This window comes from Candidatus Ishikawaella capsulata Mpkobe, assembly GCF_000828515.1.
In the GTDB taxonomy this organism is placed as follows: domain Bacteria; phylum Pseudomonadota; class Gammaproteobacteria; order Enterobacterales; family Enterobacteriaceae; genus Ishikawella; species Ishikawella capsulata.
The window spans coordinates 266,276-285,252 of sequence record NZ_AP010872.1 but is presented as its reverse complement, the minus strand read 5'-3'; the positions used below and the strand labels follow the sequence as shown (position 1 = coordinate 285,252).

At 28.0% G+C, this 18,977-nt stretch carries 17 protein-coding genes and 1 tRNA gene; 8 read left to right on the top strand and 10 right to left on the bottom strand.

Features of this window, described 5'->3' with window-relative positions:
* Positions 1 to 112: 112 nt before the first annotated feature.
* A complete protein-coding gene (cls, locus tag ICMP_RS01165) occupies positions 113 to 1,573 on the top strand; it encodes a cardiolipin synthase (RefSeq protein WP_041069037.1) in 1,461 nt (486 codons plus the stop codon).
* 74 nt (positions 1,574 to 1,647) lie between these two features.
* On the opposite strand, the gene ICMP_RS01160 is transcribed toward cls, so the two are convergent.
* Complete coding sequence (locus ICMP_RS01160) at positions 1,648 to 2,277, bottom strand: YchE family NAAT transporter (RefSeq protein WP_041069034.1); 630 nt, start codon at positions 2,275 to 2,277, stop codon at positions 1,648 to 1,650.
* 1,086 nt (positions 2,278 to 3,363) lie between these two features.
* Here ICMP_RS01160 and cysS point away from each other — a divergent pair.
* A complete protein-coding gene (cysS, locus tag ICMP_RS01155; RefSeq protein WP_041069031.1) occupies positions 3,364 to 4,737 on the top strand; it encodes a cysteine--tRNA ligase in 1,374 nt (457 codons plus the stop codon).
* Between the two features lie 120 nt (positions 4,738 to 4,857).
* Here cysS and folD read toward each other — a convergent pair whose 3' ends face one another.
* The gene (gene folD / locus ICMP_RS01150; RefSeq protein WP_041069028.1) at positions 4,858 to 5,721 is read right to left on the bottom strand and encodes a bifunctional methylenetetrahydrofolate dehydrogenase/methenyltetrahydrofolate cyclohydrolase FolD; all 864 of its coding nucleotides are present in this window, start codon (positions 5,719 to 5,721) and stop codon (positions 4,858 to 4,860) included.
* Positions 5,722 to 5,881: 160 nt separating this feature from the next.
* Here folD and ICMP_RS01145 point away from each other — a divergent pair.
* The 3 genes from ICMP_RS01145 (at position 5,882) to ruvB (ending at position 7,723) form a co-directional block, all read left to right on the top strand.
* Positions 5,882 to 5,955, top strand: a tRNA-Arg gene (locus ICMP_RS01145).
* Between the two features lie 180 nt (positions 5,956 to 6,135).
* Entirely contained in the window at positions 6,136 to 6,750 is a 615-nt protein-coding gene (gene ruvA, locus ICMP_RS01140) for a Holliday junction branch migration protein RuvA (protein ID WP_052456810.1), read from the top strand.
* Entirely contained in the window at positions 6,725 to 7,723 is a 999-nt protein-coding gene (gene ruvB / locus ICMP_RS01135; RefSeq protein WP_041069026.1) for a Holliday junction branch migration DNA helicase RuvB, read from the top strand. The genes ruvA and ruvB overlap by 26 nt, the downstream gene beginning before the upstream one ends.
* Before the next feature lie 32 nt (positions 7,724 to 7,755).
* On the opposite strand, the gene ICMP_RS03490 is transcribed toward ruvB, so the two are convergent.
* From ICMP_RS03490 to ICMP_RS03465, 3 genes are all read right to left on the bottom strand, one after another.
* Positions 7,756 to 7,917, bottom strand: a complete 162-nt coding sequence (locus tag ICMP_RS03490; RefSeq protein ID WP_407078881.1) for a metal ABC transporter permease — start codon at positions 7,915 to 7,917, stop codon at positions 7,756 to 7,758.
* Positions 7,918 to 8,322: 405 nt separating this feature from the next.
* Positions 8,323 to 8,475, bottom strand: a complete 153-nt coding sequence (locus ICMP_RS03405) for a metal ABC transporter permease (protein WP_148310057.1) — start codon at positions 8,473 to 8,475, stop codon at positions 8,323 to 8,325.
* Between the two features lie 227 nt (positions 8,476 to 8,702).
* Complete coding sequence (locus ICMP_RS03465; RefSeq protein WP_269446735.1) at positions 8,703 to 8,831, bottom strand: hypothetical protein; 129 nt, start codon at positions 8,829 to 8,831, stop codon at positions 8,703 to 8,705.
* Between the two features lie 1,976 nt (positions 8,832 to 10,807).
* On the opposite strand from ICMP_RS03465, the gene zwf reads away from it, so the two are divergent.
* Positions 10,808 to 12,277, top strand: coding sequence for a glucose-6-phosphate dehydrogenase (gene zwf / locus ICMP_RS01130; protein ID WP_041069023.1), 1,470 nt, complete (start codon positions 10,808 to 10,810; stop codon positions 12,275 to 12,277).
* A 342-nt stretch (positions 12,278 to 12,619) separates the two neighbouring features.
* Positions 12,620 to 13,537 (top strand): protease HtpX, encoded by a 918-nt coding sequence (gene htpX, locus ICMP_RS01125; RefSeq protein WP_041069019.1) that lies wholly within the window; start codon positions 12,620 to 12,622, stop codon positions 13,535 to 13,537.
* A 27-nt stretch (positions 13,538 to 13,564) separates the two neighbouring features.
* Here htpX and pabB read toward each other — a convergent pair whose 3' ends face one another.
* Positions 13,565 to 14,917: an aminodeoxychorismate synthase component 1 gene (pabB, locus tag ICMP_RS01120; RefSeq protein WP_041069016.1), complete on the bottom strand. Its 1,353-nt coding sequence runs from the start codon at positions 14,915 to 14,917 to the stop codon at positions 13,565 to 13,567.
* 160 nt (positions 14,918 to 15,077) lie between these two features.
* On the opposite strand from pabB, the gene tsaB reads away from it, so the two are divergent.
* Positions 15,078 to 15,758 carry a tRNA (adenosine(37)-N6)-threonylcarbamoyltransferase complex dimerization subunit type 1 TsaB gene (gene tsaB / locus ICMP_RS01115; protein WP_041069013.1) on the top strand — a complete coding sequence of 227 codons (681 nt, stop codon included), beginning with the start codon at positions 15,078 to 15,080 and terminating at the stop codon, positions 15,756 to 15,758.
* An 87-nt stretch (positions 15,759 to 15,845) separates the two neighbouring features.
* Here the strand turns inward: tsaB and minE are convergent, their stop codons facing one another.
* The 4 genes from minE to gap all read right to left on the bottom strand — a co-directional run bounded on the left by minE (position 15,846) and on the right by gap (position 18,841).
* The gene (minE, locus tag ICMP_RS01110) at positions 15,846 to 16,097 is read right to left on the bottom strand and encodes a cell division topological specificity factor MinE (RefSeq protein ID WP_052456809.1); all 252 of its coding nucleotides are present in this window, start codon (positions 16,095 to 16,097) and stop codon (positions 15,846 to 15,848) included.
* A 6-nt stretch (positions 16,098 to 16,103) separates the two neighbouring features.
* A complete protein-coding gene (gene minD, locus ICMP_RS01105) occupies positions 16,104 to 16,916 on the bottom strand; it encodes a septum site-determining protein MinD (RefSeq protein ID WP_041069008.1) in 813 nt (270 codons plus the stop codon).
* Between the two features lie 36 nt (positions 16,917 to 16,952).
* On the bottom strand, positions 16,953 to 17,645 hold the full coding sequence (gene minC / locus ICMP_RS01100; RefSeq protein ID WP_041069005.1) for a septum site-determining protein MinC: 693 nt from the start codon (positions 17,643 to 17,645) through the stop codon (positions 16,953 to 16,955).
* Positions 17,646 to 17,830: 185 nt separating this feature from the next.
* A complete protein-coding gene (gap, locus tag ICMP_RS01095) occupies positions 17,831 to 18,841 on the bottom strand; it encodes a type I glyceraldehyde-3-phosphate dehydrogenase (RefSeq protein ID WP_041069002.1) in 1,011 nt (336 codons plus the stop codon).
* Between the last annotated feature and the right edge of the window lie 136 nt (positions 18,842 to 18,977).

Genomic DNA, 18,977 nt, shown 5'->3' with positions numbered 1-18,977 from the left:
TATCTATAGAATATATAGTTAATCAATAGTTAAACAGATATTATGATCTGTTTATTTAAATGATATAAGTTGATGTAGAATTAATATAACAATCAAATTGTTTAGGCATGAAATGAATATTTTTTATAAGATCTTTAGTGGATTATTATTATTAATTTATTGGCTATTTGTTAGTAAAACAGCATTAAAGATCTTAAAAAAAACACGTTATATTATATTCATAATATTATGGTTACTTTTTATATATATGATCCCAATACTAGGAATAGTTGCTTATTTCGCTTTTAGTCAATCATATTTTGGAAAAAAACGCACAAAACGTGCTCGCAAAATGTATCCATATATTAATCAATGGATAACTGATATTAAATGTTATCCTCACATTTTCAGTAACAATTACAGCGATATAGCATCTCCATTATTTAAACTGTGTGAAAACAGACAAGGCATTAATGGAATAATAGGGAATAAAATACAAATTATAAATAATTTTACAGATATAATACAATCTATTATACAAGATATTCAGCACGCCAATCATAATATTGAAATGATATTTTATATTTGGAAACCTGGGGGTCGAGTAGATGAAATAGCAAAATCTTTAATAGCAGCATCACAGAGAGGAATATATTGCCGTATTATGCTTGATTCTGTAGGTAGCATATCTTTTTTTAGGAGTTGTTGGCCTGTTATCATGCGACAAGCTGGTATTGAAGTAGTTGAGGTATTAAAACTTAGTATACGGAGTTTTTTTTTTAGACGCATAGATTTACGTCAACATAGAAAAATGATTCTAGTTGATAATTACATAGCTTATACTGGTAGTATGAATTTAGTAGATCCCAAATTATTTAAACACAATATTGGCATTGGTCAATGGGTAGACATAATGGTGCGCATAGAAGGGCCTATATCTACTTTGATGAGTTTTGTGTATTCATGTGATTGGGAAATAGAAACTGGAAAACGTATTTTAGCTCCATCATTAGGTAATAATATGGTAATTGCCTCGTGCGAAAAGGAGCTTATAATACAATTAATTGGATCTGGACTAAATTTTCCTGAAGATATGATTCATCAATCATTACTTACAATAATTTATTCTGCTCGTAAACAATTAGTTATTACTACTCCATATTTTATACCTAGCAATGATATTATATATGCTATATGTGCTGCTGCTATGAGAGGGGTGAATGTTATTATTATTCTACCTTTGTATAATGATTCTATTTTTGTTAAATGGGCGAGTAGAGTATTTTTTAGTGAACTGTTAGAAGCAGGTGTAAAAATATATCAATATGAAAAAGGTTTTCTACATACAAAAACTATTATTGTAGACGAGCAATTAAGTATACTAGGAACAATAAATATTGATATGCGTAGTTTGTGGATAAATTTAGAAATAGCTTTAGTAATAGATAATACTGTTTTTAGTAAGCAACTTGCTAAAATACAACAAGATTATATTTCTTGTTCACAACAATTAGATATTCATCTTTGGTATAAAAGAAGATGGTGGAAATATATAATAGAACAATTCTTTTATTTTTTTGGTCCTTTATTGTAAATACTAGTGAATATATACTAAATTAATTAGTATATAAATACTTCATAAATGGTATAGGTACATGTCAAACATGTTTAGTGAATTAAACAAGGAAATAATGATTTTATACTAGTGATAATAGATTCAATGCCTAACGACATAAGAACTAATCCTATAATACGAGTGATAATATTAATACCATTTTTCCCCAAGAAAGTCACCATAAAGTGTCCTATTTTAAATAGTAAGCAACAGCAAATAGAAAAAACTGCAATAGTTAAACTGAAACCCAATAAATTTTGCCAACTATGATAACGAGAGCTCCAGACTATAGTTAAGCTTATAGCACCTGGTCCAGCCATTAAAGGTAAAGCTAAAGGTACAATAGCTATATTATTTGTATTTGAATTATTATCTTCTTGCCTGTCTCCTATTTTGCCAGTAATCATAGATACAGCTAGCATAATGATTAAAATGCCACCTGCAATGCGAAATGAGTCTATTGAAATACCAAAAACTTCTAAAATACTATTTCCTATAAATAGGGAAATAAAAAGTATTATAGCTACCGCAAAATTTGTGATAATATTAATTTTATTCCTTTCTTTTAGTTCATATTTATTAGTTAAACTAACAAATATAGGTATAACTCCAATAGGATTTACTATTGCAAATAATCCTATAAAATATTTTATACACTTCGAAAGATTTATAACATGATTCACATCAAGCTCCTTATATAATATATCTATATCATGGATATAATTTTATATATACTTTATGTGTATATTTTAATTGTTAGATAATTTATATAAATGAATAGCAACAATAGTTTTAGGAATGAATATAAAATATTCTAAATAAGTTGGGATATTTAATAGTTGGTTTATTTGAAATATTCAGTATTATTGAATATTAGATAGAATCATATAATTATAATGAAATATTATATAATTCAATACATCTTTATTTTTTTAAAAAATTTACAAAATCTGATAGATACAGTAAATTTACTACTAATAAATACTGACTATTAAATTATAGAGAATATTTTATATGTTATTATTTTTAATAACATGTGTCAATTGTACTTACTATTCACAGTAAGTGTTGAAATAAGATGTTGTTATCAAATAAAAATATACAAATATCTAATTTTAAATAAGCTTAATATCATTAATATTCAATTATACAATAAATAACAATTTTTTTTAAATGTTGTTAACTATCAATTTATATTGACCAGTTTTTCTTAAAATCATTGGGGCTAAATGTTATCTAGTGAGATGTGCTTGATATTCATTAATCATGATATTTACTATAATCATTACTATCTATCATTAATTACCTATAAATGAATACATTTCATAATTTAACATATTTTAAATTTCTTTTAAACTTACATAATAATAATATTTACTAGATAAATTTATTAATTTTTTTGTAAAATCACTTCTTTTTTTTCAATTAAGTGAGAATATTTTTCTTAAAGTTAAATTATTATTATCTAAAGACTTTTTAATTTTATGTGCAGATGAACTAGTTACAAATATAATTTAGTTTATACTAGCAATAATAAATTCATAAAAACAAATTTAATTAAAGGTTTCTCTAATAAAGAGACATTTTATTTTTAATATCTTATTATCAGGAAATAGATATTTCTCCAAATACTGATACTAGGATGGAGATTATTTTGTTTTGTTATAAAAATAAAAAAAGAAAATTTTAAAATGAAAATTTTTAATGAATATTATACAAGAAACATAGGATGAAATTAATTATTTACTCGCTCTAAACAGGATCATTAAATGTTAAAAATCTTTAATACTTTGAGTAGAAAAAAAGAAATATTTAAACCTATTTATAATAACAATATTAATATGTATGTATGTGGAGTTACAGTTTATGATTTTTGCCATATTGGTCATGGACGTACTTTTGTAGCGTTTGATGTAATTGCACGTTATCTTTGTTATTTGGGTTACAATCTTAAATATGTACGTAATATAACTGATATAGATGATAAAATCATTAAACGTGCTCATCAAAATGGAGAAAGTATTGACTCATTAACTAATCGTATGATTATTGAAATGCATAAAGATTTTGATGCTCTAAATATTCAGCTTCCTCATAGTGAACCACGCGTTACACAACATATAGATGAAATTATTACATTCATAGATAAGTTAATAAAACTTAAACATGCATATATAGCAGAAAATGGTGATGTAATGTTTTCTATCAGTAGTAACAAGTATTATGGACTATTATCTCATCAGAATCTCGCAAACTTGCGAAGTAAAATACTTACAGAAATATCTAACACAAAAAAGTGTCCTATGGATTTTGTATTATGGAAAGTATCTGGAATAGATACTCCAAACTGGTTATCACCTTGGGGTAAAGGACGACCTGGATGGCATATTGAGTGTTCTGCAATGACAGAGAAAAAATTAGGAAAAAAAATTGACATTCATGGAGGAGGAATGGATTTAATATTTCCACATCATGAAAATGAAATAGCTCAATCTAGTTGTATATATGATATATCTTATGTAAATTATTGGGTTCATTCTGGACTGATAACCATAAACGATAAAAAAATGTCTAAATCTAATGGTAATTATTTTACTATTAGAGAACTATTATTACAGTATGACGCAGAAACTATACGTTACTTTTTGATATCAAGTCATTATCGTAGTCCAATAAACTATAATAAAAATAGTTTAATTCAAGCACACTTATCCTTAAAACGTCTTTATTCTGCATTGCATCAAACCAATATATCTTTAGTATCAAATTTAAATAATACGATTTTTGACAAACGGTTTCGTCGAGCTATGGATGATGATTTTAATACCCCAGAAGCATTATCTGTACTTTTTGATATCGCTCATGAGATAAATCGCCTTAAGAAAAATCATGCAGAAGAAGCAAGTTCTCTAGTTTCAAAATTATATGAATTAGGTAAAATATTAGGTTTGTTTCAAAAACAAAATTCTGATTTTTTTAAAAAAATAGATCAAAAATCACAAATTGAAGAATTAGTAAAGATGCGTGCTTCTGCTCGTGAGAAAAAAGATTGGGTAATGGCAGATATGATACGTAATAAATTAAATGAAATTGGAATTGACGTAAGTGATAACATTAAAGGTACTATATGGAGAAGTAAATAAAATGAATATCGCATAATATTATAATACAATATTATTTTTACATCTTGATCTAATAAATGCTTTATAGTCAGCAAAATATCAATATTATATCTCAAGCATATATTGCAAAATATCTAGGTATTAGCTTTCTTTATCATGATAAACTTCACAAGCTAATAATGTATTCTGAATTAACATAGCAACAGTCATGGGTCCTACTCCTCCGGGTACCGGAGTAATATATGAGGCTCTTTTGGATGCTTCTAAAAAATCAATATCTCCCACTAACTTCCCATGTTCAGTACGATTAATCCCTATATCAATAACTATTGCTCCAACTTTAATCCAATTGCCAGGAATAAAATTTGGTTTACCGACAGCCACCACTAGTAAGTCGGCATTTTCAATATGGCTACGTAAATCTTTAGTAAAACGATGTGTTACTGTTGTAGTACAACCTGCCAACAAAAGTTCTAAACTCATCGGTCTCCCTACAAGATTAGAAGCTCCAACTATAACAGCATTAATCCCATGAGTATCAATATTATAGTTTTCTAAAAGCTTAATCACACCTAATGGTGTGCAGGGTCTTAATTGGGGCCTTCGTTGACAAAGACATCCAATATTATATGGATGGAAACCATCAACATCTTTATGGGGAAGAATAGAATCTAATATTCTATTTTTATTTATTTCTAGTGGCAGAGGTAATTGTACAAGTATACCATCTATTTTTTCATCTTCATTTAACTCATAAATTAGATTTATCAAGTCTTTTTCTATTACATCATTTGGAAAATGATAAAAACGCGATAAGAAATTTACTGCTATACATGCATTACGTTTACTATTAACGTAAATCTTTGATGCTATATCATTTCCGACTAAAATCACTGCTAACCCCGGCCGGCGTTTTCCATTAGCCATCCTTTGCATTGATTTTTCTTTAACGGTAAAAAGTATTTGTTGAGCGAGGTGTTTACCACTGATGATTTTTGCTAACATTAAATATCAAATCCACTGTATTTTTAGAACATATCTATTCTACTTAAATAAAATTTATTTTAGCATTAAACTAAAAATATTTTTTTCATTAAGAGAATGTTAATTGTTACATATACACATTGACTCATGTTAAGCTATATGTATAATTTATATTATTTATGCGCTCTTAGCTCAGTTGGATAGAGCAACAGCCTTCTAAGCTGTAGGTCACAGGTTCAAGTCCTGTAGGGCGTATACCTTCAAAAGATCTTGCATTTTTCCTTTTTAATTTCATTAATTATATCTTATAAAATTAATATTTGTTAATATCATATGGTCAAAAGATAAATTAATTAAAAATAAAATATTTTAATTATTACGTAGATCTCATTTATACTAAGATATTATTATCATTAGCAGGAAAATAATTAAAGAATGATAAGTTTTTTACGCGGTAATATTATAGAAAAAAAGGCTCCTTGGGTATTGCTTGAAGTTAATGGTATAGGGTATGAAATAAATATGCCAATTACTTGTTTTAATGATCTACCTGATCTAAATCAAGAAACACTTATTTTTACTCATTTTATTATAAGAGAAGATTTAATATGTATTTTTGGTTTTCAAACAATAGCAAAACGTACGTTATTTCGTAATTTAATAAAAATTAATGGTGTGGGATGCAAACTAGCACTTATTATACTTTCTAATATATCACCACAACAATTTATTAATGTTATTGAAGAAAGAAAAGTATCTTTGCTAGAGAAGATTCCAGGTATAGGAAAAAAAATAGCTGAAAGAATTCTCATAGAAATGAGAGATTTATTTAAGAAAAAAAGTGATAATTTATCTACTTCTATTCTAGAAAAAAAAGCAATTGCAGATGATGCTATTAAAGCTCTGATAGCTTTAGGTTACAAGCCAAAGGAAGCTCATTTTATAATTACCAAAGTACATAATCCTAATATGGACTGTAAAACTTTGATTTGTGCCGCTTTAAAAAAAATATATGAGGTTAAAAATGAAAAAAAAGGATTGTTTTATTAATCCTAATAATCTTAATAAAGAAGAAAATATTTCTTTTATTAGAAGACCTAAATACCTTAAAGAATATATTGGTCAACCCCATTTAATAAAACAAATGGAAATTTTTATTAAAGCAGCCAAAATGAGAGGTGAAGCACTAGATCATCTGTTAATTTTTGGACCACCTGGATTAGGAAAAACTACATTAGCAAATGTGGTTGCTAATGAAATGAAGGTGAATTTTCGTGTAACTTCTGGACCTGTGTTATATAAACCAGGAGATTTAGCTGCTATACTAACTAACATTGAACCATATGATATTCTTTTCATAGATGAAATACATCGTCTTTCACCTATACTTAAGGAGTTACTGTATCCTGCTATGGAAGATTATCAACTAGATATTATTATTGGTGAAGGTCCTGCCGCTCGTTCTATTAAAATAAAATTACCACCTTTTACCCTCATAGGTGCTACTACTAGAGCAGGCTCATTAATTACACCTTTTAGGGATCGTTTTGGTATTATTCAACATATTGATTTTTATAGTGATATTGATCTTAAAGATATTGTTATTCGCAGTGCAATTAATTTAGGGGTAAAAATTAGTGATTTAAGTGCAATGGAGATAGCCCAACGTTCTCGTGGTACTCCACGTATAGCTAATCGTCTACTACGACGAGTGAAGGATTTTGCGGAAGTATATGCACAAGGAAATATGAGTAATGATATCGTAACACAAGCACTAGAAACATTGAATGTAGATAGTAAAGGTTTTAATCATATGGATCGAAAATTGTTAGGAGCGATTATTAATAATTTTACTGGAGGTCCTGTAGGTTTAGACAATTTAGCTGTTACCATAGGAGAGGCAAAAGAAATAATAGAAGATGTTATTGAGCCGTATCTAATACAAAAAGGATTTATTCAACGTACATCTCGTGGACGGATTGCTACACAATCTGCTTTTTCTTATATGAGCAATTTTATTTAACATAATTAAGTGTTATAATACTTAGACAAAAACTATAAAAGCAGAACTAGAAAAACTAAAGGACTATTAGGTGTATTATAATCTACAGATAGAGCAATACCTGTATTAATAATAGCTATTATACAAAATAAAATCGCTAATCTTGCTATTTGCTCATAAGATCGTGCAAAAATATAAGCTGTAACCTTAGGAATGCAATTAGGGCTTCCATAAATTTCATAGTAAAACCAATTGTTAACACAGTCACACTAAAATAATTTGCATATTTTGAATATTCATTCCATTTATTTGAGTTAAATCAGAATTTATGGTCATTGAAAGTAACTTTTTTCATTGACAGCAAATAATAACTATCAATACTAGTTTAGTAGCAATAAATAAAATATCTGGTGGAACTATAGCTAATATGTCTCAGAATAAGTAGTTTATTAAATCCATACGCATTCTAAAAATTAAAATAATTATTACTAATCTCAATGAAAAATTACTAATGTGCTATTATACCGGATAATTTATCCATTGCTAAATATAAACGGTTTTGTAAGCAAATTATTCGAATGATAGAAAAATCATCACTGCAATAATGGTATAAAAAGTATTTATATGAAAAATAATCCTAAGTAAACTCTTAATAATGAAGCATGAGCTAAGTATCTCCAGGAGATGCGTCTCCAAATAATAAAAGAACCAAGGGAACTAGTAGCTAATGTTAATAATATACTACACAACCAACTCGGTAATAATGCTGCCATTATTTAATCTTATATTAAAATTAATCAGCAAAATATATTTTGAGTTTAATAATCATTATTATGAATATAAATAGCTAACTGTTTTGCAAAAAAATTACCAAACATAACTACAAATGCGGGATGTTGAGATAACTACAGCAACAGATATATTTATTCAAACATAGTATATAATCAGTTTTTGCTATCACTAAATAAAGATAATATGAAATGAATAATACTCTACAATTTCACTCCTGACATAATTGATCTATAAAATCAGAAAACAAAATTTGATTATTAATATCTATTCCTTGATGATGTTCATCAAGAACTAACAATCGAGGGTTTTTAATAAAACACGAGCTAACAATATGCATTGAATTTCTCTCCAGATAGTTTTCGTAGAGAGTGCCATAAATGACTTACTTCCACCTGTTGTAAAATAGCCAATTTTAAATAAGATATTATTCCACATTATAAAATAATAAACTTTTTACATATTATAGATAATATTGAGTTAACATGTAACTTTTTTGTGACATAAACCATACTTATTTTTTTTGCTAAACAGTTCTTTATATGGTATTTATTAATCCTAAAATTACTCGTAAGTGTGGATTTTCCCGCAGCGTTTAGACCTAACAGTGTCAATATCTTTCCTGGAAAGGAAAAAGAGACAAATTGATATTTGAAAGTGTTAGTTTTTCAAATTTAACAGAAACATTTTTAATATAAAAAATTATATTTAATAAAATACGAATACATAAGTTAATATGTTATAAATATATATTATATAAAAATTTATCTAGTAATATAGAATATATTTGCTACATTTTCTTCTGCTTCTATAATTACTTTTATAAAAAACACTAAGTTTGGGCTATTGCTCATGTTTTACCAGTAGAAATTTATTAGATGGCGCTTTTGAAAATCACTATAGCCTATATTTTTTATATTTAAAGGATATCAAAGATGCAGATTTGGTAATCTGGGTATGTCCAGAAATGGAACATGTTATGATTACACTTACTAGAACATTACCTTATTCAAAAAAATGGAACTAATTAACTATAAAAAATACAACAATGATAATTCAAAATACTAAATATATTGATCAACATAATATGTGCTACAATACATATAATATGTATTTATAGTTATCTGCATAAATAGCAATCATGATTCATGAAAAAATTGCTTAATATAATGTTACAAAGCAAGAACACACTCGATAATAATCTTAATTTATCTGCAATACAATTAGAAAAAATCTTTTAAATAATTTAACTACTGTAAGAAATAAAGGTTATTTTATTTTTCATGATGCTTATAGCTATTTTAAAAATATTATCATTTGTTCAATTTGGAATTTTTAAGTATAAATCCTAGTATCCAACCAAGTATAAAACACCTGTTTCATAATATAAGAATGAGAATAAAGTTATTTGTATTTTTACCTAACCACAATTTATTACTGTTATAATAAATACACATTTCATGTAGAACCAATATGCAGAAAGGAGGGCTTGATCCATTAATGGGTATAGATTTAACAAAAAAAAGTTATTTTATATTCCTTTCAAATTTATCTAATCAATATATAAGTTGTTTGAACAAATAATTAGTATTATCATACTTTCAGTATAAAATTACCATTCAGGAGTTATTTTACCTTACTTAAGTATATTCATATTTAGTGCAGTTCATTTTAATAATACAAAATATATGCTCATCAATGCATATATCTATGCTATGGATGTTCTTGTGATAGCTTTAGTGATGATAAAGTAATATTAGATAGTAGTAAAGAATAGCTGTAGATAATGATATTACCATTCAACAACATAATAATTATGTTACATATTATATGCATTTAAAAACTATAAGATAGCGTCAACTCGTTAAACAAATTCATATAATAGGAAAATTAGGTGATACATAATATTATATTATACTGTATTTGTATTATGAGTGTTTGATTTATTAATATATCAAAATTTAACTATTTTAGTTGCTCAATAATATGAGGCATTAAAAAAAACAAACAGAAATATTTATATCATGTAAAAAATTTGCTATATAATTAAATATTAGATATAATAGTTGAAATTAATGAAAGCAATATTGAAATGATTTTTTCAATCTTATTGAAACTTAAATTTCTTGTTGATATAAATAATTTATTTGATGTTATCAACATAATATCTTGATATACCTATTTACATCATTCATAGATAATGTTCATTAATATATACTATTAATAATAGTATATATATTAAAATACCTTATTTGTCATCTGCAAACAGATTTTTCTTTAAACAGAAAATATGAATAATGTAATATGGAGAAATAAATAGTGGTAATAAAAAAATATCAACCATGTGATCTTGTAATTTTTGGGGCTAAGGGAGATTTAGCACGAAGAAAACTTTTACCTTCATTATATCAATTAGAAAAAGCTGGTCATATTCATGATCAAACACGCATTATTGGAGTGGGTCGTGCTGAACTAGATAGAACTGGTTATGCTAAATTGGTGTATAAAGCTTTAGAAGATTTTATGGGAGAAATAATAGAAGAATCACTATGGATGAAACTTAAGAATCGTTTGTACTTTTGTAATCTTGATATCAATCATATATCTCAGTTTTTTAAATTAGGTGAATTACTCAATCAAAGAGTTAGAGTGACTGTTAATTATTTTGCTATGCCACCTAATACTTTTGGTGATATTTGCAAAGGTCTAGGAATAGCAAAATTAAATAATCAACCTACACGAGTGGTTATGGAAAAACCTTTAGGGATATCACTAGACACTTCTCAAGAAATTAATAAAAAAGTAGGTGAATTTTTTGAAGAAAATCAAGTATTTCGCATAGATCATTATTTAGCCAAAGAAACAGTATTAAATTTATTGGCATTGCGTTTTGCTAATTCTATTTTTATTAATAACTGGGATAATCGCAGTATTGATCATGTACAAATTACTGTTGCTGAACAAGTTGGCATAGAAGGAAGATGGGGATATTTTAATCAAGTAGGTCAAATGAGAGATATGATTCAAAACCACTTATTACAAATACTAACTATAATAGCTATGTCACCACCATCTAATTTAAGTGCCGATAGTATTCGCGATGAAAAAGTAAAAATCTTACAATCACTAAGACGTATTGATAAAAATAATATACGTCAAAAAACTGTTAGAGGTCAATATACAAGAGGATTGATACAAAATAAAATGGTTTTAGGTTATTTAGAAGAAGATGGAGCTACACAAAATAGTAAAACAGAAACGTTTGTTGCTATTCGTGTAGATATCGATAACTGGCGTTGGGCAGGAGTTCCATTTTATTTACGTTCCGGTAAACGTCTTCATACTAAGTGTTCTGAAGTAGTAGTTTATTTCAAAAATCCCGCAATGAATTTGTTTAAAGATTCTTATAAAACATTACCTGCCAATAAATTAACTATTCGTTTACAACCAGATGAAGGGGTAGACATTGAAATTTTAAATAAAATTCCAGGACTAAATCATAAGCACAAGTTACAATTAACTAAATTAGATCTAAGTTATTCAGAAACTTTTCAGCAATCACATTTAGTAGATGCTTACGAACGTTTATTACTTGAAAGTATGAGGGGGATTCAAGCATTGTTTGTTCGTCGTGATGAAGTAGATGCTGCTTGGAGTTGGGTAGATTCCATTATTAATGCTTGGGATATCGTTACCTTAGAGACTTATCCTGCAGGAAGTTGTGGTCCAATAGGATCAATGCAAATGATTTCTCGTGATGGGCGTTTTTGGAATAATTCTAAATAACCTATTTACTAATAAATTATATTGCTATCATATGATATTAATATAATATCAAGCATATATATTATATATGCTAGTATAATAAAAGTATTCAAACATAGTATTAAAGCATAGCATTCTTCTAATATAACTATGATCATAGTTACTAAATATTTAGTTTTATAAATAACATTAATAAATGATCTATAAATATTTTTTAGCTGATAATATACCCTATTATATTAGATATTCATCAAGTATACTACTCATTAAACTAATAAATATCTTTTAAGATAAGATATATTACACAATATATATAGATATTTATATTTTCTCATAAAAGCTAATATAGGAATATAAACTCATATGTTACGACGCATTATTCTTTTTGCACTTACTAACCTTTCTGTGATGTTAGTTTTTGGAATTTTTCTTTATATAGCTGGAATACAATTTCAGACTATTTATAAAATTGTAATAAGCTCTGGACTAGTCGGATTGGGAAGTGTGATTACTACACTCAGGATGTCTAAGGAAATGGTATTAAAGTCTGTACAGGGTGTACCTATAAATATAAAAGAACCTAAAGATAAACAAGAGCGTTTTTTAGTTGAGACAATACAACGACAAAGAAAAAGATTACATCTACCTATGCCTGAGATATTGGTATATAAAGCTAATAATGTAAATGCTTTTGCGGCGGGATGTCGTAAAAACTCTGCTGTAATTGGAGTATCAACTGGTTTGTTAAAAAATCTAGAGGAATCTGAGGTAGAAGCTGTATTAGCTCATGAAATGAGTCATATCTTTAATGGAGATATGGTAACTATGACGTTAATTCAAGGTATTATAAATGCATATGTGGGGGTTATAGCTAATATTTTGGCCCAGATTAGTAGCAATTGTGTATCGGGTACTTCTGAAACTATAGCACATCATCGTAGTATGGTGCATAATCTATGTTCAAAGTATTTAAAATATATTTTGTTTGGGGTAGTGTCTACTCTAATTATCAATAAATTTTCACGTTATCGTGAATACTATGCGGATGCAGGATCTGCTTCTATCGTTGGTACTGAAAAAATGATAGCAGCATTGAAGAAATTAAAATTAAGTTATCCACCGAAAGAACCAGATAATATACAGATTTTTTGTATCAATGGAAAAAGAATTAAATTCTTTCCTGGTTTATTTAGCACACATCCATCAATAAACAATAGGATAAAAGCTTTAATTGATGGTAAATACATTAAAAAAGTGAAGACCTGCTCATACAGGAGATAAAATATCTCCTGCAATTATATTGATTTATTAAAAACTATTTAAAATAAGCATAATATTTTTTATTTTATCTAGGGTTTCTTTATATTCTTTTTCTAAATCACTATCAGCTACTATACCTCCACCAGCAGAACAATACATTTTTTGTTTTTCTGCAATAATAGAGCGAATATTGATATTTGTATCCATCTGACCACAAAGACTAATATATCCAATACTTCCACACCATGCATTACGACAATGAGGTTCCAGTTCTTCAATAATTTCCATAGCTCTTATTTTAGGTACACCTGTAATAGAACCCCCAGGGAAACAAGCACGAAGTAAATCTGTGGCATTGCCATTATCCAGATAAGCTTGTACAGTACTAACGAGATGATGTACAGCAGGAAAACTTTTCACTTCAAAAAGTTTTGTAACACAAACAGATCCTGGTTTTGCAATGCTTCCAAGATCATTACGTAATAAATCAACAATCATCAAATTTTCAGCGCGTTCTTTTAATGAACTCGATAATTTTTGAATTTGTAATTGATCAGACACAGGATCATAGAGACGTGGTAAGGTACCTTTAATTGGACTAGTTGTTATGATCTTATCATTTAGTTTAATAAAACGTTCCGGAGAAAAACTGAGAAGACAACTATAAGGAAGACGTAAAAAAGCACTAAAAGGAGCTTTATTAGTGACATTCAGTTCACAAAATGCCTGCCATTCGTCACCACAGTAATTAGCATGAAATCTTTGTCCTAAGTTTACTTGATAACAATCACCAAAGGTAATAAATTCTTTAATTTTATTAAATTTATCACTGTATTGTTTAAAATCAATATTTGTATTCCATGGTGAAGTTAATTTAAATACAGGGATTTTAATATTTCTATATTGAATTAGCCAGGTATATCTAGAATAGGGATTCTCTAGGGAAACTAGTGTTACTTTTTGTAAATGATGATCAATAATAACTGACCAATTGTAAATACCTATTGTCATATCAGGAGTTTGAAGATCTGCTTGTGAGTGAGATGGTAATTTTTCAAAATGACGGCCTAAATCATAACCAAATAAACCCATTGCTCCTCCTATGAATGGTAAATCTGGATGATTTTCTAGAGAACAATTGAAGTGACATAACTGCTGTTGTAAAATAACTAATGGATCGTCAAAACTTGAATATATTTTATTATTTTTTATTATAGTAGTTTTTTTTCTACATGTAGTTAATGTAATCACAGGATCAGCAGTAATAATATCAAAACGATTATCATCATGATCTGCTTGACCTGAAGAGAGAAGTATGGCCCAAGGTAGATGCGATATAGCGGAAAAATATTTCATCCATGACTCTGGAGAATAATCTAAAATTAATTTTTTTAGTATCATATATTATAAAAATAAAACACTTTGAATAATAGAATATTATTATATATAATAAATAATATTTCAATGATATAGATTCATATTATATATGGGAATATTACTTATAAATAATATATTACTAAAATAGTATTTTAGCTGTAGCCAAATATTTTTAGGAATTTGAATGTCAGTTAGTATTTTAGCTTTAACTACAGTAACTGAAACCTGTTCAGTTGCATTAATGAATAATAATAATATTGATTCTCTTATTGAAATTACACCGCGTAATCATTCTCAGCATATTCTACCCATGGTAAAACAATTATTAGAATCTCATAATCTAATGTTGTCTCAGCTTAATGCTATTGCTTTTAACTGTGGTCCAGGTTCTTTTACAGGTATACGTATCAGTACGTGTATAGCCCAAGGATTAGCTTTAGGATCATCTGTACCACTTATCAGTATTTCTAGTATGAAAACTATTGCTGAAGCAGCATGGCAATGTTTAGGTGCAACACATGTATTGAGTGCAATTGATGCAAGCAGAAATACAATTTATTGGGCTGAATATACTCGTGATAACCAAGGATTTTGGCAAAGTAAAACATCTGAAATTGTTATATCTTACAAGGATGCTTTAGAACGTATTAAGAAATTAGATGGAAAATGGACTGCTGTAGGTAATGCTTGGAAAATTTATCCATCTTTACTCTGTATCTGCAATACTTGTAATATTCGATTTAGTAAAATAGAACATTTAAATGCCAAATATATGCTTTTTTTGGCATATCAAAAATGGCAATCAGGTAAAATACTTTCTCCAGAAGAAGTGAAATCTGTGTATTTAAGCAAAAAGTTTATTTAATATTAGTTAAGTCTTAAGTCTTGACACAAGAAAGCTAATCGGTTTCTATAGTAGTCTTTTCTTACACTGTCTATATTAATTAACAATTTAAAATTTAGATAATACTATATTCATCTTTACAGTATCTATATTTTTGTCTGTTTTATTTATGTGAATACTAATCATATCTGGTTTAATGTTTATATACTTACATATTACTTCTAATATATCCCTTTTAAGTTCTGGAATATATGGAGGATTAGAATTATTCTTTTTCGTTTCTATTAAAATAAATTGAAGTCTTTTTTTTGCTGTTTCCGCGGTATTTTTTTTTCGCGATGAAAGGAAATTTATTATCATTATATTCTATCCTCTAAATAAGCGTTTTAAAAAACTTATCTTCTCTTCTTCAATAAATCTTAGGGGACATGTTTGACCAAGTAAGCGATCTATAGTATCAGAATAAGCTTGAGATGCTTGCGATGTTACATCCCAAATAACAGGTTCACCTTGATTAGAAGAAGCTAATATAGCATTATCTTCTGGAATCACTCCAATTAAAGGAATACACAGAATGTTCAACACATCTTCTATACTCATCATATCACCTAGATTAACCCTATTAGGATTATAACGAGTTATTAGTAAGTGTTCTTTTACTGGATCATCTTTATTTTCAGCTCGACGAGATTTAGAAGAAATAATACCAATAATACGATCAGAATCTCTTACAGAAGACACCTCAGGATTAGTCGTAATAATTGCTTCATCTGCAAAATATAAAGCCATAAGGGCTCCAGTTTCAATACCAGCTGGAGAATCACATATAATAAACTCAAAATCCATTGCTTTTAAAGAGTTTAAAACTTTTTCTACCCCTTTTACGGTTAAATGATCCTTATCACGTGTTTGAGATGCTGGTAGTATATATAATTGTTCACTGCGTTTATCTTTAATTAATGCCTGGTTTATGGTTGCATTATTTTGAATAACATTTATAAAATCGTATACTACGCGACGTTCACAACCCATAATTAAATCAAGATTTCGTAAACCAATATCAAAATCAATTACAACAGTTTTTTTACCTTTTCTAGCTAATCCCGTAGCAATAGATGCACTTGAGGTGGTCTTACCTACTCCACCTTTTCCGGAAGTAACTACAATAATACGTGTCACAAGTTTATTTCCTTTATAAAAGCAAAAACAATAATGCTACAGCAGCATTTTAATAGAAATAACTCCTTCTTTTAACTGAAAACTTACAGCTTTACTAATAAAGTTTGATGAAATTTGCTCCAGAATCAAATATTCTCCTGCAATAGATACTAATTCTGCTGCAAAACGAGTACAAAAAATTTGTGATTCTTTATCACCATTAGCTCCAGCTAAAACTCTGCCTCGCATCATTCCATAAATATGGATATTACCATCGGCTATTATTTCAGCACCTGTACTAACATTATTAACAATAATTAAATCAGAAGAACGTGCGTATACTTGTTGTCCGGATCTGATAGGATCATTTACAATGAGAGTTTTTTTAAAAAAATTTTTCTGTGATAATATATTAACTATAGATTGTCGTTTTTTTTTGATAATATTATCTTCATATAGTAAAGGTACACCTGATTTGATGACCATTCTTTTTATATTATTATTTTTACAACCACTAACTCCTATAATACGCAATCCTGTTGATAAAATTGCTTGTTGTAATTTATACCAATTAGCCTCATTACCCAATCTAGATACGTTTATAACAACTGGTGCATTTTTTAAATATTCTGGAGCTTGTTCTATCTTTTTTTGTAAAGCTTGACGAAGTATTTCTGGTTCAGAGTCGTATGCATGAACTACGGATAGTTTAAAATGATTACCCTTAATTTCTATTGAAAAATTTGGCATCTATCCTATCTCATTATTTTTTGACTTATTAATCCATCAATAATGGATACTATTATATCAAAAAGTCTCTTGAAAAGATCATTCTTAGAAAGATAAGCAAAATATCTACTTAAATTACCCATAAAATATAAATTTATTTTGGACAAACGAGAGAATTTTTAGAATCTCTCATTTGTCTATTTATTTTAATATTCACTTTTTTTAGATGCGATGAAGGATACTAAATCTAATACTTTATGTGAATAACCAGTTTCATTATCATACCAGGCTATTAATTTTACAAAATTCTTATTGAGCATAATACCTGCTTTTGCATCAAATACACATGTACATCTTTCGCCATTAATATCATTAGAAACTACTGGGTCTTCAATATACTTAACGATGTCCTTCATACTGCTTTTAGCTGCTTTTTTTATTACTTTACAAATTTCTGAATAATTTACTGATTTCGCTAATCTTACAGTAAAGTCCACAACAGAAACATTAGGTGTAGGTACTCGAAAAGCCATGCCTGTCAATTTATTATGTAATTCTGGCAATACTTTACTCACTGCCTGAGCCGCCCCTGTAGACGAAGGAATGATATTTTGAAAAGCTCCACGACCTCCCCGCCAATCTTTAGCCGATGCACTATCTACTGTTTTCTGAGTTGCTGTAATAGCATGAATAGTGGTCATTAGTCCTTCAATGATCTCGAATTCATCGTTAATTATTTTCGCTAATGGTGCAAGACAATTAGTAGTACATGAAGCATTAGAAATAATATCTTGTCCTTGATATTTATTTAAATTTACTCCACATACAAACATCGGAGTATTATCTTTAGGCGGTCCTGTCATTATAACTTTACGTGCTCCAGCTATAATATGTTTACGTGCGGCTTCATCGGTTAAAAATAGACCGGTTGCTTCTATAACAATATCAACATCTACGTCATTCCATTGTGAATTAACAGGATCTTTGTGTGAAGTAACTCTTATTTTTTTTCCATTAACAATTAAAGAATTATTTATTAATTCAATAGAACCATCAAAACAACCGTGAGTAGAGTCATACTTTAGCATATAAGCTATATATGCTACATCTAGTAAATCATTAATTGCTATAATTTCAATGTCAGAACGCTGTTGAGCAGCTCTTAAAATAACTCTGCCAATCCTTCCGAAACCATTTATACCTACTTTAATAGTCATATTAACACCACTTTTGTTTAAATTGATACAAAGATTATACGTAAAAATATAAAGAGTTTGCTCATTGTTTTATATATACTGAACATTAATTCATCAAAACATTTCATTCGTAATAAACATATTTTTTATATAGCAT